Below are 14639 nucleotides of genomic sequence, written 5' to 3' on the forward strand. Positions count from 1 at the left end.
AAAGTTGACAGGCGGAAGCAGAAAATATGATGAGACAGTGCCTGGAACTGATTCAATTTACCTGTGAGTGCAGGGGGATTGGCGATGATGGGACCGAAGCAAGAGGCGCAAGGCGCGTTGTTTTATGAATTCTCGCTTGAAGATCATGTGTCTCAAGTCCACCTGCTACGCTCGATTGACCGGTTTGTGGATTTGGGCGACATTAGCCAGTATCTCGCGGACTTCTAAAGCCACACCGGTCGTCCCTCCATCGATCCTGAGCTGCTGATCCGCATGCTGTTGGTGGGTTATTGCTTTGGCTTCAGGTCTGAACGTCGGCTGTGCGAAGAGGTGCATCTGAACCTCGCGTACCACTGGTTTTTCCACCACGACTTGTCTGATCCAGTGTCAAATCATTCGACCTTTTCCAAGAATAGGCATGGGCGTTTTCGGGAAAGCAAACTGCTGCGGCATCTGTTCGAAAAGACCGTCGTGCGGTGCATTGCAGATGGTTTGGTAAGCGGCCAGCGGCTTGCGGCAGATGCCGGTTTGATCGAAGCGGACGCCAATAAACAGAACTCTATAGAAAAGAATCGCTTTGGTGAATCTTGTCATAGAAAAGCCATTTGAAGTCGTTTTTAATAATCAGGCGTGACAGCGAAATCCTGTATTATTTGAGGAAGTGTAAATGTCGAATAATTTCGAACAAAAAATTTAATCTGGAACGAAAGCTCTTCGCGAAGATGGATTGGGTCAGAATGGTGGGGAATACTTCATGCCCGATGTTGATACCATTGAGCACGTTCACGTACCTTTGCCAGCGGCCACAGTAATCATGCGACGTCTATATTGGCTCACCAACATTGTTGCCAGCTTAGGGGGTATCGGTTTTTGCATCCATAACGCCAAGCGTGAATTATTTAATGCAGGACCAGATGCATTTGCAATTAGGCTTTATTCATCGTCTTAGTTTGGGCTATTTTATGTGCTGTCTTGTTACTCATCGGGTATGCTGTGTGTATAGTTCTCTTTTCTATTTCATCCTCAATTTTAATAACGTCTATTCGAAAGAATTATCTGCGTGTGTTGAACGATGATTTTGCTTCGTCTCCTACACAAGTTCTCGAGCTTGGCGGCTTGGTATCTAATTTCGCTTTTTATGCGCTGGATTCAAATTCCCGCATGCCGTTTCAGTATGGTGCAAAAACGAAGTGGAATGTCGAGGCTGTGCCGCTTTCAATGGTGCAACGCTTCGAACACCTAACGAAAACATCGACTACGATCAACACAAGCCAGAACAGCTCTGGTAAGTTGTCATCGACAGCCAGCAGCAACACGCAAAACTCGTTGCGATTTCACATCATAGACTCAAATGGACGCCCACAACAGTTTGTCGTCCCCTTTGGTAATAAAGAAACCGAGTTGCAGGACTGGATTACTGAACTGAACTACATCACATCCAAAGGTTAATCCTGCGGCGAAAATGCCCAGCTTCGGTGTGCGTTTATCATCCAGCTTATAGCCATCCTCGGCCATGTCATAAAGCCAGACGTTTTCGGTGCCGCTGCTGTTGGTTTTGGTAAAGATCACGATGGCGCAGGACACGCCCGCATCGGGGCGGAACACGCCCGACGGCAATTTGATGATCGCCTAAAACTGGTGATCCTTGACCAGCATGCGACCGATCTCTTTGACGCTCTGTGCTATATACAGGTCTATCACTTTAGAAAGAGTTTCAGTGTCGCGCTTTTTTGATAAGTCTTCAAAATCTGCGGTGTTGATTTCTTTCATGCGCTTTGCATGTCAATTTTTAGCTGTTGCAAGTTTGTCAAAAGAGCGTGCTTCACGGTAGGCTCATTTACCATTCTTTCGAATGGCAATCTTTGCAACATATGATATTGAGCCATTCTTTAGGGTTCGTTTTTGTATCTGCGCCATCTGGACAACTCATCTTGCTTTTGAACAACTCAAGCTGTTCAAATAGCATTTAATGGGCAGAAATAAGCGAAAATAAGCTCTGTTGCGAGTGACTGATAAGGATGTGATATTGTAAATATGAAAAACAAATCAACAGCTTGCAATGCGTCACGCCTGTCCGTTGCACCCATGATGGATTGGACAGATCGACATTGCCGGACCTTCCACAGATTGATGTCACATCATGCTCTTTTGTACACAGAAATGGTTACAGCACCTGCTTTGGTACGCGGCGGTGCGCGGCATTTGTTGACGTTCTCAAACCAAGAACACCCTGTGGCGGTGCAGCTTGGTGGCTCTGATCCTGTTGAATTGGCAGAAGCGACAAAGATGTGTTGCGATGAGGGCTATGACGAGGTGAACCTCAATGTCGGCTGCCCCTCTGATCGGGTGCAATCGGGCGCTTTTGGCGCGATTTTGATGAGAGATCCTGATCTTGTGGCGCGTTGTGTTAGCGCAATGCGCGCAGTGTCTTCCGTCGATGTGACAGTGAAATGTCGTATCGGCGTGGATGATCAAGTTGCCGAAGATATCCTGCCGGATTTCCTAACAAAGATGCAATCTGCTGGCGTGACGCGGCTGACCATTCATGCGCGCAAGGCATGGTTGCAAGGGCTGTCGCCAAAGGAAAATCGCGATATTCCGCCGCTGGATTATGATCTGGTACATGCGATGAAACGTGCTTTTCCCGATTTGCATCTGTCGATCAATGGCGGGATTGCGACCGAGGAAGCAATGCTTGAACAGCTTGACGTAATGGACGGTGTTATGGTGGGGCGCGCGGCCTATTATCAGCCGTATGACATTTTGGGCAATGCTGATGCTTTGATTTACGGCGATACGCGTACCCCGCTGAGCCGTGCGGAAATTGTCTTTGCTATGCAAGAATATATCGAGCGCCATCTGAGTGGTGGTGGCAAGCTTGGACAGGTCACACGACATATGCTTGGTCTGTTTGCGGGCCAACCGGGTGCGCGGCGCTGGAGGCGCATTTTGTCAGAAGGAGCCCCACGTGAGGGCGCTGATTTTGCTTTGGTACATGAGGCGCTTAAAGCCGTCGAAGCCGTTTAAAAACAATAATAGCTATGGAGAACCGCCCCCGATTTCTGGTTGGGGGCGGTTTCTTTATTCTGCGGCGCGAATGTTTGAGGTTTTGTCTTTGCTTACGGCTGGGTTTGTCGTTTCCGCTTTGGTCGACGTCTCGGGCAGATCGCCGTCTTGTTCGCTGTCGCTTTGCGCAAAGGGTTCCATTTCAAGGCCCCATACAAATTCGGGACTACGCGCGCGCTTGGCTTCGCGCGCCAAAGTAAAGTCGCGGGCGGTCTGGCCTTGTCGGCCAGCCATCGCGGCAAGACGCATGAAGATATAGCGCAAAATGACCCAAGCCCAAACCCGCAAGGCCAGCATGGCGGGGGTAAAGATCAACGTCAAAACTGTCGCAATCCCAAGCCCAAACACCACAGCTGTGGCAAGGTTTGTCCAAAAGGCAGCCGTCGGCGAATTGATCGAATAGCCACCACTGATAAAGTCCAGTGATAGTCCAAACATCATCGGTGTCAGACCCGCCATGGTTGTGATCGTGGTCAAAAGTACCGGACGAATGCGGTCTTCTGCGGTGCGCACGATGGCATCAATGCGCGGCATAAAGCGCGAGTATTCTTGATAGGTGTCGATCAAAACAATGTTGTTGTTCACCACAATTCCCGCCAATGCCACGATGCCTGTGCCCGTCATGATCATGCCGAATGTCATGTCCATCACCAAGAGGCCCACAAGAACCCCCGCGACTGACATCACCACGGCCATAAGCACCAAAACCGAGTTGTAAAACGAATTGAACTGCGCCAGCAAAATGATGAACATCAAAGCCAGAGCTGCGCCAAACGCCTTGCCCAAAAAGGCACCTGTCTCGCGTTGCTCTTCGTCGTCACCGGTCCATTCCCATGTGATGCCTTCGGGCAAAGGGGTTTCGGTATCGAGCCATTCGGTCAGAGTTTCGATGCGTTCTGAGGGGGTGATTGTGATGCCGTCTTCGGTTTCTAGGTCAGAATCAACGCCCGCTTTCACATCATAGTAGCGCTTTTGGTCGATGCGATCGATTTGCGCCAATTTCGCCACCGGTTCGCGTGTGATGAAATTGGACAACGGCACCAGCCCGCCTGATGTGCGTACTTTTAGACTGTCCAAAGTGGACATTACGCGGTCTTTTTCCGGTAAACGCACGCGAATGTCGATTTCTTCGTCAGACGATGGCACGCGCATTGTGTCCAGCGTGATCCCGCGTGTGACCAGTTGCACCATGGCCCCCACTGTGGCCACATCCGCGCCATAACGGCCCGCTTTTGCGACATCTACATTGATTTGCCAGTCGATGCCGGGCAGGGGGCGGGTGTCTTCGATATCGGTCAAGGCCTTGGTGGTGTCAAATTTTTCCCGCACGATTTGTGTGGCGGTTTCCAGCGTTGCGAAATCATCGCCCATCAAGCGCAAATGCACTGGTTTGGCTGACGCAGGTCCGCCGGACAGGGCAAAAATTTCAACAAAGATGCCAGGGATTTGGTCAAGCCGCTCTTGCAGTTGTTCCAAAACCAAAGTGCCGTTGTATTGCTCAGAGACATGGGTGTTTTCAAAAAACAAGAACCCGTCTTCGGTCACCGTTGGGCGTTGATCCCATGGGATCAGTTCGACTTGGATTTGGCCGATGGTGTCACGGGGGCCTTCGCCACCGCCGGTGTTTGCGTTCAGGCCACCTGAGCCAGCAAAGGCAAAGGCGTTGTCGACCCCGACTTGGGTGAGCACGATGTCTTCGGCTTGGCGCACCAAAGCGTCTTTTTCATCAAGCGATAGGTTGCCCCGCGCCTGCACGTATACGATGGCTTGTTCGGGTTCTGTGTCGGCAAAGAATTCGACGCCTTTGTTGTTGGCCCCGTAATATCCGAAAATGCTGACGACGGCAAAGATTACTGCCGCGATGGTGACGACTGGCATGACGGGGTTGCCAGCAATCGCATAGGTGAACCAGCCAAAAGCAGAGCGTTTGTAGCCCGCGTTGATTTTCTTTTCTTTCTTGTCTCGTGCGACCGCGGCCAAGGTGATGCCGGACAGGGACGACCCGATCAAGAACAGCACGCCCCCTAGGATCAATCCGACGGGGCCGTCTGGTGCTGTGCCGCCAAACAAGTAACCCGGGTTCATCATTTGGCGCAGGGATATGAAGACCAAATAGGTCGACGGCACGACCAAAATGGCGCGCACAAACCATGGCAGACGCGCTTTGAGAAACGCAGAACTGCGATCAAACAGGCGTGAAATACGGCCCGACACACCGCCCATAACAGGCAGATAAATCAGTGCGACGATTAAAGACGCAGACAGTACGAAAATGATGGTGACAGGCAGCATGCCCATGAATTGGCCCGCAACACCGGGCCAAAATAGCATCGGCAAAAAGGCACAAAGCGTGGTCGCGGTTGAGGACACAATCGGCCAAAACATACGTTTAGCGGCTTCAACAAAGGCGGCCATCGGGCCGTGGCCTTCGTCCATTTTGCGGTCGGCGTATTCCACCACCACAATCGCGCCATCCACCAACATGCCCACGGCCAAAATCAGGCCGAACATAACGATGTTGGAAATGGTGATCCCCATAAGGCCCAACAGAATGAAACAGAGCAAGAATGAAGTTGGAATGGCAAAGCCAACCAACAGCGCAGATCGAATGCCAAGCGATGCCAAAACCACGATCATCACCAGTGCAATGGCGGTCAAAACCGAGCCTTCAAGCTGGCTGACCATCGACGCGACCTGTGTGGATTGATCGTTTGAGGTGCCCACATTGATAGCGTTTTGCAAGGTTTGCGGCCATGTGGCGACTTCGGCACCGACTTCGGTTTTGATCAGATCAACAGTATCAATGATCGGAAAACCTTTGCGTTTGACGACTTGCAGCGCAACACTGTCGACACCGTTAAAGCGCGCGGTGCCTTCGCGATCTTCAAAGGTCAAATGGATAGACGCCAGATCGCCCAGCGTGATAACACGGTCGCCATTCACTTTGACTGGCAGCCCCATCACATCGCGTTGATCATCAAAGGACGCGGGAATTTTGACAGAAAATGTGCCTGTTGGGGTGGTCACTTCGCCCGCAGCAACCAATTGGTTGTTTTGCGTCACAACTTGGATCAATTCGGCGGCTGTGACGTTATAGGCTTCGAGTCGCAAGGGATCGATTGTGACCTCAAGCATTTCATCGCGATTGCCTGTGAGCTGAGCGCTGAGAATGGGCTCAAGTCCCTCAAGTCTGTCTTGCAGTTTTTTGGCGTATTGTACCAAGGTGCGTTCGGGCACTTCGCCCGTTAGATTGACAATCAGAATGGGAAATTCAGAAAAGTTGATTTCGTTGATCGAGTAATTGTCGGCCCCATCGGGGAATTTACCTTCGACACGCGTCATCCGGTCCCGAACGTCGGCCATGATTTGGCTTTTGTCCCAGCCAAATTCAAACTGCAAGGCCAGACCTGCATAGCCTTCGGCAGCGGTGCCCGACATTACATCCAGACCGTCCAGATCCGACATTTCGGTTTCCATCGGCTTAACCAAAAGCCGTTCGCTGTCTTCAGCGGAAATTCCAGGAAAGGGAACGGACACAAATAGGGCAGGGATTTCAATGTCAGGTTCGCCCTCTTTGGGCAGGCTGATATAGGCGGCGGTCCCAAGCACAAGCGTGAGCGCGATAAACGCCATGATCATGCGGGCGCGTTCACCGGCCCAGTCGACGATCCCAGTCATTGAGACGTCTCCTTAAAATGCGGATCGACGGCGACACCTTCACGCACGTATTCTTGCCCAACTGTGATGATGTCGGCCTGTTCGGGCAGGCCAGCCACCCAAATGCCGTCTTGCGTGTCGCGGATCACTTCGATGGGCATGAATGCGACCAGATGATCTGCAGTCACTGTGCGCAGGCCGATCACCCCATCGTTGTTGAGCGTCAAAGCTGACTGTGGCACCAGATGCGCTAAGCGCCCTGCTGATGAGATGCCGATTTCAACGGTTTGACCATCGCGGATGCTAAAGTCTGTGTTGGGCACTTCGATTTCAACGCGAAAAGTGCGTGTGGCGGGGTCTGCCGAGCGCGACAAAAACGTGACGCGGCCCGAGACAGTTTTGCCCGATATCAATCGCGCGCCAGCCAAAGCCCCGACTTCGATTTTGTTGACTTCGGTTTCAGGCGCAAAGCCGACAAGTTTGATGGGGTCAAGTTGAATGACTGTTGCACATTCAGATCCAGATTGCAGCGTGGTGCCAAATTCGGCGGTGTCTGTTTCCAGCAGCCCCGCAAAAGGCGCGGTGATTTGCAATCTGTCGATGTCTTTTTGCGCTTGGGCGACGCTTGCGCGGGCATTTTCCAACGCCGCTTCCGCAGAGAGCACTCGGGTGGTTGCCGCATAGCCGCCTTCGGACAGTCTTTGCGCATTGTTCAAGCCAACGTCAGCTTCGGCCAGACTTGCACGGGCTTGGGCCAAAGTTGCAGCGCGCGTGCCGGGGTCCAACTGACACAACAATTGGTCTTGTTTGACATAAGCGCCTTTGCGCAAAGGGTCTGAAATGACTTGCCCGCCAGTTTGCGCTGAGACTTGCACTTGGCGCGCGGCCTGAGTTTCGCCGCGTAGCACCACTGCGCTGTCCAGTTCGCGGGCTTTGGAATGCACCGCCACAACCGAAATTGCATCTTTTGTTGCTGGAGCTGCCAGACCGGGGGGGGTAAATTCAGCGTCAGATTCAGAGGCGGAAATGGTTTGCTCTGTGGCATCTGATTGTGAGCCACCCGTCAATCTGTCGCGTTCGAAGATAAAGAAATACAGAGCCACACTGACAAGTAAGGCGATGATGAGAGACATGATGCGCATGGTCTATATTGTGTCCGTTGGTCTGGCGGGCTATGTGCCGTCCGGTTTTGTTTTACGTGTCCTCATGTGATGACAAATTGTGTCGTTCATCGCATGGATCGTGTCTTTATGAGGCAGTGTTTATCTAGGCTTTGCGTCAATCTTAATAGGATTAACATTGTGTTCCATTTAGAAAGGCCGTCCCTTTATTACAAGGGGGCACGATATCATTTCGTACGATATATAGCGTGTACGCATTGGTTGGCCAAAAATATGTGATGTTCTGAGTGAAAAACGAACATTTTTTTAAATGTGGCGGCTATGACGCTTGGGTAAAGGGGGTGCGGTCCGTCAAAGATAAAAGGCTGCAATCCCGTGTGACGCCAGTATTTGGCCTCGATTGCCCCTTTGGCTCACGCAAGATGTCAGTTGCTCTTGGCAAGGCTTTGCGGTTCAGGCTAAGAGTGGCGCAAAGAGAAACACAGGCATGCGGTCTGCAATTGAGCGCATCGATCCAAGACAAAACCGATCTGGGGGCAAATATGAGCGATACAGACAGTTTCATCGACGAGGTGACCGAAGAGGTCAAGCGCGACAAACTTTACGCCGTTTTGCGTCGGTATGGTTGGATCGCTGTCGTGGGTGTTGTGGCGATTGTGGGCGGCGCGTCTTACAATGAGTGGTCCAAATCCAAAGCCCAAGCTATTGCACAGGCCAATGGCGATGCGATCACCGCAGCCTTGGCAAGTGGTGACGAAGCACTGGCCCGTGCCGAAGCTCTGGGTTCTGCTGGAATCACCGGTTCAGCGCGCATCGTTGCGGATATGATCCGTGCGGGTGAATTGCATGCCGCAGGCGATTCAAAAGCTGCGATCACTGCACTGGCACCTTATACTGTGGATGCAACTTTGGATGCGATTTACCGCGATTTGGCCATTTTGAAAACAGCCATGATCGGGGCGAAAGAGATCACGCCCGAAGACCGTATCACGCAGTTGGCTGGTATCGCCTCACCCGGCGCGCCGTATCGTTTGCTGGCCGAAGAACAAATCGCCACAGCTCAAGTTGAGATGGGCGATATAGAAGCCGCGGTTGATGGGTTGCGTGCGATTTCACAAGACGTTGAAGCCACAGAGGCATTGCGCCGCCGAAGCTTGCAAATGATAGTTGCACTTGGGGCCGATACCGCGCCACAATAAACGGCACTGTAAAAAACGGGGCTCTGAAACAGTTCAGGGTCCGAATGCGACTGTGCTTGGTTCAGTCGAGCGTCTCATACGAAGAGCACGCAAGGTAAATGACTTTTGATGAGGGGATCATCTCATGATCGCGCAGGCTGGTAGAGCAGGGATTTTTCTTTTAGCGGTTGGTTTGTCGGCATGTTCCGGCGCCAAAGAGGTGATTTTGCCCGGGGAACGTTTGGACCTGCGCGGCGGCGTTGCTGCCAGCGATATCGTTCAGCCAAATAAATCTGCGCCAATTTCTTTGGGCACACAGGTGGCACGCGCCAACTGGACCAACACGGGCGGGGCTGCTTCGCACGCTTCAGGGCATAACCGTTTTACCGCATCTGCGCCAAGCTTGGCATGGTCCGCGCCGATTGGCCAAGGAAACACGCGTAAACTGCGCATAACTTCCCCACCTGTCGCAGCCCAAGGACTGGTCGCGGCCTATGACGCTGGTTCGTCTGTTTCTGTGGTGTCTGCCACAACCGGCGCGCTGGTTTGGACCCGCGATTTGACGCCCGTCTCTGAGAAAAAAGGCGATGCCTCTGGCGGGTCTTTGGCGATTTCTGGCACGACCCTGCTGGCGGCCACGGCTTACGGTGACATTGTTGCGCTTGATCTTGCCAGTGGGACAGAACGCTGGCGTCAACGGATTGAGGCCGCTGGTGCCTCTGGTCTGACGGCACACAACGGGCTTGTTTATGCTGTTGCTGGCGATTCTCAACTTTGGGCAATTGATGTGTCTACAGGATTGGTCAAATGGCAAATTTCAGGCCCTGAAACCATTGCATCGCGCGTTGGGGCCCCTGCGCCTGCGGTGAATGATCGTTTGGCTGTTGTGCCTTTCGCCTCTGGCGATGTGTACGGGTTGTTTCGCAAAGGCGGCACGCGGCTTTGGTCCGCATCGCTTGCAGGGCAACGCGCGGGCGTCGTCTATGCGAACGTTTCTGATATCACCTCTGATCCTGTGATCGTGGGCAATACCGCTTATATGGGCAACCAAGCGGGTCGCTTTGCAGCCTTTGATATGGACTCAGGTGAACGTCGCTGGACAGCACGTGAAGGGGCTTATAGCCCTGCGTCCGTTGTTGGTGGCTCTGTGTTTATTGTCACGGACCGGGCACAATTGGTGCGATTGTCTGCATCCACAGGGGAACGCATTTGGGGGCAGCAGTTGCCTTTGTTCACCGCTGACAAACCTCGCAAACACAAAGCTGTCTTTGCTCACTACGGCCCTGTGGCTGCGGGCGGCAAGCTTTGGGTCGCGTCGTCTGATGGCATGTTGCGCGGCTTTGCCCCAACGTCTGGTTCTTTGACCGATCAAGTGACCTTGCCTGCGGGCGCTGCAGCTGATCCGATTGTGGTGGGCGGTATCATGTATGTTTTGCTTGAAACTGGGGCTTTGGTCGCCCTTCAATAGGCGACCTGATAGAGCTGTATGAGCTTTGCCCCTTTACCCCAAAGGTGCTTTGGGTGTATCGGGGCGACTTGAGATGAAAAGCGGGATCACCCATGAGTTTTACACTTGCCATTGTCGGCCGACCCAATGTGGGCAAATCGACCCTGTTCAACCGTTTGGTTGGACGCCGTCTTGCGTTGGTTGACGACCAACCTGGCGTGACCCGCGATCTGCGCGAAGGCGAAGCCAAATTGCAAGGCATGCCCTTTACCGTGATCGACACTGCCGGTCTGGAAGAAGCAACCGATGAAAGCCTTCAGGGCCGTATGCGGGCGCTCACTGAGCGCGCTGTTGGCATGGCTGATGTTTGTTTGTTCTTGGTGGATGGTCGCGCTGGTATTTTGCCTGCGGATGAAGTGTTTGCTGACATCCTGCGCCGTAAATCTGCGCGCGTCATTTTGGGCGTGAACAAAGCCGAAGGCCACGCTGGCGAATCTGGGTTCTTAGAAGCCTATTCGCTTGGTCTGGGCGAACCTGTGCGCCTGTCTGCAGAACACGGCGAAGGCATGTCTGATCTGTATGATATGCTTTTGCCTATCTCAGAAGAATTCGAAGAGCGCGCCAAACGTGACACGCCTGAAACCGATGTTATTCTCACCGACGAAGATTTCGATGAAGATGGCGAGACTTTGGGTGGGTCACGTGATTTTACCTTTGAAAAGCCACTGCAGATCGCTGTCGTCGGTCGCCCAAATGCGGGCAAATCAACGCTGATCAATAAACTTCTGGGCGAAGAACGTCTGCTCACGGGCCCTGAGGCGGGCATCACGCGCGACAGTATCTCTGTGACGATGAATTGGAACGACACCCCCGTGCGTGTGTTTGACACCGCTGGGATGCGTAAAAAAGCCAAGATCCAAGAAAAACTTGAAAAGCTGTCTGTGTCTGATGGCCTGCGCGCGGTGAAATTCGCCGAAGTCGTGGTTGTTTTGCTTGATGTCTCCATCCCGTTTGAACAGCAAGATCTGCGCATCGCCGATTTGGCCGAACGCGAAGGCCGTGCTGTGGTCATTGCCGTGAACAAATGGGACGAAGAGGGCGATAAGTCCAACAAAGCCAAATTACTGCGTGAAGAATTTGCACGCTTGCTGCCGCAGCTCAAAGGTGCACAGCTTGTGACCGTTTCTGCCAAAACCGGCAAAAACTTGGACAAGCTACAAGAAGCCATTTTGAAAGCGCATGAAATTTGGAACCGCCGCGTGCCAACCGCACGTTTGAACTCTTGGCTCAAAGCAATGACCGAAGCGCACCCTCCGCCCGCACCGGGTGGCCGCCGTATTCGTTTGCGTTACATGACCCAAGCCAAAACACGCCCGCCTGGTTTCGTGGTGATGTGTTCTTACGCTGATAAATTGAACGATAGCTACAAGCGCTATCTTATCAATGGATTGCGGATCGATTTTGATATGCCGGGAACACCCATTCGGTTGTATTTCCGTGATCAATCTGACGCGAACCCTTATAAGAATAAAACCAAATCTGTGCCATCTCGCCTGCGTAAACACTTGGGTAAACCCCGCGCAGATGAGAAAAAGCGCCGTAGATCTGATTGAATTCGACTAAATAAAAACGGCGCGTCCTGAGATGGGACGCGCCGTTTTTTATCGTAGAACCCGTAGGCCGTAAAATCACTAGATTTACGGTTTAAAGATCCAGATCAACCCAAATAGGCACATGATCTGATGGTTTTTCTTTGGCACGCGCATAAGCGTCGATTTGACAGTCTTGCAGCGTGTCAGCGGCTTGTGGCGACAACAGAAAATGATCGATGCGAATACCGTCATTGCGATCAAACGCACCCGCTTGATAATCCCAAAACGTATAGGTTTCTTCGGCACTGTTTGTGACACGCAGAGCATCGGTAAAACCCAAATCCATCAACCTGCGAAACACTTTACGGCTTTCAAGGCGAAACAGCGCATCTTTGCGCCACACATCGGGGCGTTTGGCGTCTTCAGCTTGTGGAATAAGGTTGAAATCCCCCGCCATCAAAAACGGCTCTTCCAGCGCAAACAATTCAGCAGCGCGATCGTGCAATCGTTTCATCCATTTGAGTTTGAAATCGTATTTCGACCCTTCAACAGGGGTGCCATCCGCGTTCAAATCCACAGGGTTGCCGTTGGGCAAATACAGCCCGCAAATACGCACCGCTTTGTCTTTGCCCATCACGGTCGCTTCAATATAGCGCGCTTCAATATCATCCGCGCCATCGCGCCCCATGCCAGCGCCATTTGGCAAGCCGCGGGTGATATCTTCTAGGGGTAATTTTGACAAAATAGCCACGCCGTTGAATGATTTTTGCCCATGAGTTTCAACGATATAACCCATGTCTTCGAAATGGGTGCGCGGGAAATTTTCGTCAACGGATTTGATTTCTTGCAACACGACCACATCTGGATCGGATTCTTTGAGCCAATCGGTCAGCGCGTCAATGCGGGCCTTGATTCCGTTGATGTTAAAGCTGGCAATTTTCATGACGCATCCTTGATTTTTTATCAGTTTAGGCGGGGATGAACCCGAGGGAAAGCGTTGATCAGCCTTGATCTGCAATCGCACGACCACAAGCGGCGGCAGACGACCATGCCCATTGAAAATTATACCCGCCCAGCCAGCCTGTCACATCCACAACCTCGCCGATGAAATACAAACCTTTGACTGTCTTGCTTTCCATGGTTTTCGAACTCAGCGCGTCTGTATTAATCCCGCCCAGCGTGACTTCGGCGGTGCGATAGCCTTCGGATCCTGTGGGTTTAAGGGCGAATGCGTGCAGGGTATCTGACACCTCTTGCAAGGCCTTGTCAGATTGATCCGCCAAATTGCCAGTAAGCTGTAATTTCTCGGCCAAAGTGGTGGCTAGTTTTTTGGGAAAAAGCGTGGCCAAAGCGGTGCTCATCTGGCGACGTCCGTTTTCAGCACGCTCTTTGCGCAGGGCGTCGAAAATAGATGTGTTTGGCATAAGGTTGACTTGCACTGCGTCCCCTTCATGCCAGTAATTTGACACCTGCAAGACGGCAGGACCAGAAATGCCGCGGTGGGTGAACAACAAAGCCTCGTCAAATGCGGTGCCATTGGCCGTCAATCTGCCGTCCAGCGCGGTGCCTGCCAGCGGGACAATCCAATCTAGGTCTTGTGGGCCGAATGTGAGGGGCACCAATCCAGCGCGTGTCTCAGTCACGGGCACATCAAATTGCTTGGCAATCTGATACCCAGCACCTGTCGCGCCCATTTTGGGAATCGATTTCCCGCCTGTGGCCACAACAATATTTTTCGCGGTGACGTGTTTGCCCAATAAGATCAGACGAAATTCAGCGCCGTCATGGTTGATATCATCAATCGTTGTCTCAAGCGCGATGTCTGCCGCACGAGATTCGGCCAGCAACATGTCGATGATCTGCGTGGCTTTGCCATCGCAAAACAACTGCCCGAGTGTTTTCTCATGATAGGCGATGCCGTGTTTGGCGACCAATTCGATGAAATCCCATTGGGTGTAGCGCGCCAAAGCTGACTTGGCGAAATGCTTATTACCGCTGATAAAGTTATTGGGGCCTGCGTACATATTGGTGAAATTGCAGCGCCCACCGCCCGAAATACGGATTTTATCACCCGGGCGTTTGGCATGATCGACAACCAAAACACGCCCGCCTTTGGCGCTGGCAAAGCTGGCGCACATCAAACCAGCGGCGCCGGCACCTAGAATGATCGTGTCGTAGTGGAGGGGCATATCTGTACTCATAGGGCCGTAAAGCATGAAATTGCGCGTTGAGACAAGTGTTTCGTGCGCCAACCTTTAGGGGGCAACCCCCAACGAAAAAAGACGACCCTTGAGGGCCGCCTTTTCGATGGAGGAGGAAATCTGAAGTCTGAGGTGTTATTCAGAAACAGTGACAGCTTGTGTCGCAGTCACGCCGCCGTTGGTTGTCAAAACAGCAACGACATCTTGGTTTGTCAAAGATTTGAAGCTGACTTTAAGGTCTTGGTTCGCGCCAGCGTGGACAGGTGCTGAGCCGAGCAATTTGCCTTGGCCGTCTGCAGTCAATTCGTACACGTCAACGGTGCCGTCTGTTGTGGCGCGCACAAGGTCAAGTTCAACGAAAGATTTGAGGTTTTGTG

At 52.4% G+C, this 14639-nt stretch carries 11 protein-coding genes and 1 pseudogene; 5 read left to right on the forward strand and 7 right to left on the reverse strand.

The genetic code is table 11. The features are described from left to right. Positions 1-84: 84 nt before the first annotated feature. Positions 85-567: pseudogene (locus BM025_RS04905) on the forward strand (transposase); the annotation flags it as partial. 780 nt (positions 568-1347) lie between these two features. On the opposite strand, the gene BM025_RS19435 reads toward BM025_RS04905, so the two are convergent. Together BM025_RS19435 and BM025_RS19440 are read right to left on the reverse strand one after the other, a co-directional pair. Next, positions 1348-1617: a hypothetical protein gene (locus BM025_RS19435; protein ID WP_306455974.1), complete on the reverse strand. Its 270-nt coding sequence runs from the start codon at positions 1615-1617 to the stop codon at positions 1348-1350. 12 nt (positions 1618-1629) lie between these two features. Next, positions 1630-1770: a hypothetical protein gene (locus BM025_RS19440; RefSeq protein WP_244515469.1), complete on the reverse strand. Its 141-nt coding sequence runs from the start codon at positions 1768-1770 to the stop codon at positions 1630-1632. A gap of 264 nt (positions 1771-2034) precedes the next feature. On the opposite strand from BM025_RS19440, the gene dusA reads away from it, so the two are divergent. Beyond that, complete coding sequence (gene dusA, locus BM025_RS04915) at positions 2035-3027, forward strand: tRNA dihydrouridine(20/20a) synthase DusA (protein WP_085847649.1); 993 nt, start codon at positions 2035-2037, stop codon at positions 3025-3027. A gap of 54 nt (positions 3028-3081) precedes the next feature. On the opposite strand, the gene BM025_RS04920 is transcribed toward dusA, so the two are convergent. Then, positions 3082-6744 carry an efflux RND transporter permease subunit gene (locus tag BM025_RS04920; RefSeq protein WP_085847648.1) on the reverse strand — a complete coding sequence of 1221 codons (3663 nt, stop codon included), beginning with the start codon at positions 6742-6744 and terminating at the stop codon, positions 3082-3084. Next, positions 6741-7856 (reverse strand): efflux RND transporter periplasmic adaptor subunit, encoded by a 1116-nt coding sequence (locus BM025_RS04925; protein WP_306455973.1) that lies wholly within the window; start codon positions 7854-7856, stop codon positions 6741-6743. Before BM025_RS04925 ends, BM025_RS04920 begins: the two co-directional genes overlap by 4 nt. A 275-nt stretch (positions 7857-8131) precedes the next feature. On the opposite strand from BM025_RS04925, the gene BM025_RS04930 reads away from it, so the two are divergent. From BM025_RS04930 to der, 3 genes are all read left to right on the forward strand, one after another. Next, on the forward strand, positions 8132-9043 hold the full coding sequence (locus BM025_RS04930) for a hypothetical protein (RefSeq protein WP_244515471.1): 912 nt from the start codon (positions 8132-8134) through the stop codon (positions 9041-9043). A gap of 124 nt (positions 9044-9167) precedes the next feature. After that, on the forward strand, positions 9168-10490 hold the full coding sequence (locus BM025_RS04935) for a PQQ-like beta-propeller repeat protein (protein WP_085847646.1): 1323 nt from the start codon (positions 9168-9170) through the stop codon (positions 10488-10490). A gap of 92 nt (positions 10491-10582) precedes the next feature. Then, positions 10583-12082 carry a ribosome biogenesis GTPase Der gene (gene der / locus BM025_RS04940; protein ID WP_085847645.1) on the forward strand — a complete coding sequence of 500 codons (1500 nt, stop codon included), beginning with the start codon at positions 10583-10585 and terminating at the stop codon, positions 12080-12082. Between the two features lie 91 nt (positions 12083-12173). Here the strand turns inward: der and xth are convergent, their stop codons facing one another. The 3 genes from xth to BM025_RS19110 all read right to left on the reverse strand — a co-directional run. After that, positions 12174-13004: an exodeoxyribonuclease III gene (gene xth, locus BM025_RS04945; RefSeq protein WP_085847644.1), complete on the reverse strand. Its 831-nt coding sequence runs from the start codon at positions 13002-13004 to the stop codon at positions 12174-12176. Between the two features lie 58 nt (positions 13005-13062). Then, positions 13063-14250 carry a BaiN/RdsA family NAD(P)/FAD-dependent oxidoreductase gene (locus tag BM025_RS04950; RefSeq protein ID WP_085847643.1) on the reverse strand — a complete coding sequence of 396 codons (1188 nt, stop codon included), beginning with the start codon at positions 14248-14250 and terminating at the stop codon, positions 13063-13065. A gap of 147 nt (positions 14251-14397) precedes the next feature. After that, positions 14398-14639 (reverse strand): hypothetical protein (locus BM025_RS19110; RefSeq protein ID WP_090875188.1); only part of this gene is annotated, 242 nt, incomplete at its 5' end.

This window comes from Pacificibacter marinus (assembly GCF_900109555.1).
In the GTDB taxonomy this organism is placed as follows: domain Bacteria; phylum Pseudomonadota; class Alphaproteobacteria; order Rhodobacterales; family Rhodobacteraceae; genus Celeribacter; species Celeribacter marinus_C.

Bases quoted from the DNA above. Each gene is read 5' to 3' on its own strand.
- BM025_RS19440 (WP_244515469.1), bottom strand. From the start codon at position 1,770: ATGAAAGAAATCAACACCGCAGATTTTGAAGACTTATCAAAAAAGCGC.
- dusA (WP_085847649.1), top strand. From the start codon at position 2,035: ATGAAAAACAAATCAACAGCTTGCAATGCGTCACGCCTGTCCGTTGCA.
- BM025_RS04920 (WP_085847648.1), bottom strand. From the start codon at position 6,744: ATGACTGGGATCGTCGACTGGGCCGGTGAACGCGCCCGCATGATCATG.
- BM025_RS04925 (WP_306455973.1), bottom strand. From the start codon at position 7,856: ATGTCTCTCATCATCGCCTTACTTGTCAGTGTGGCTCTGTATTTCTTT.
- BM025_RS04935 (WP_085847646.1), top strand. From the start codon at position 9,168: ATGATCGCGCAGGCTGGTAGAGCAGGGATTTTTCTTTTAGCGGTTGGT.
- der (WP_085847645.1), top strand. From the start codon at position 10,583: ATGAGTTTTACACTTGCCATTGTCGGCCGACCCAATGTGGGCAAATCG.
- xth (WP_085847644.1), bottom strand. From the start codon at position 13,004: ATGAAAATTGCCAGCTTTAACATCAACGGAATCAAGGCCCGCATTGAC.
- BM025_RS04950 (WP_085847643.1), bottom strand. From the start codon at position 14,250: ATGCCCCTCCACTACGACACGATCATTCTAGGTGCCGGCGCCGCTGGT.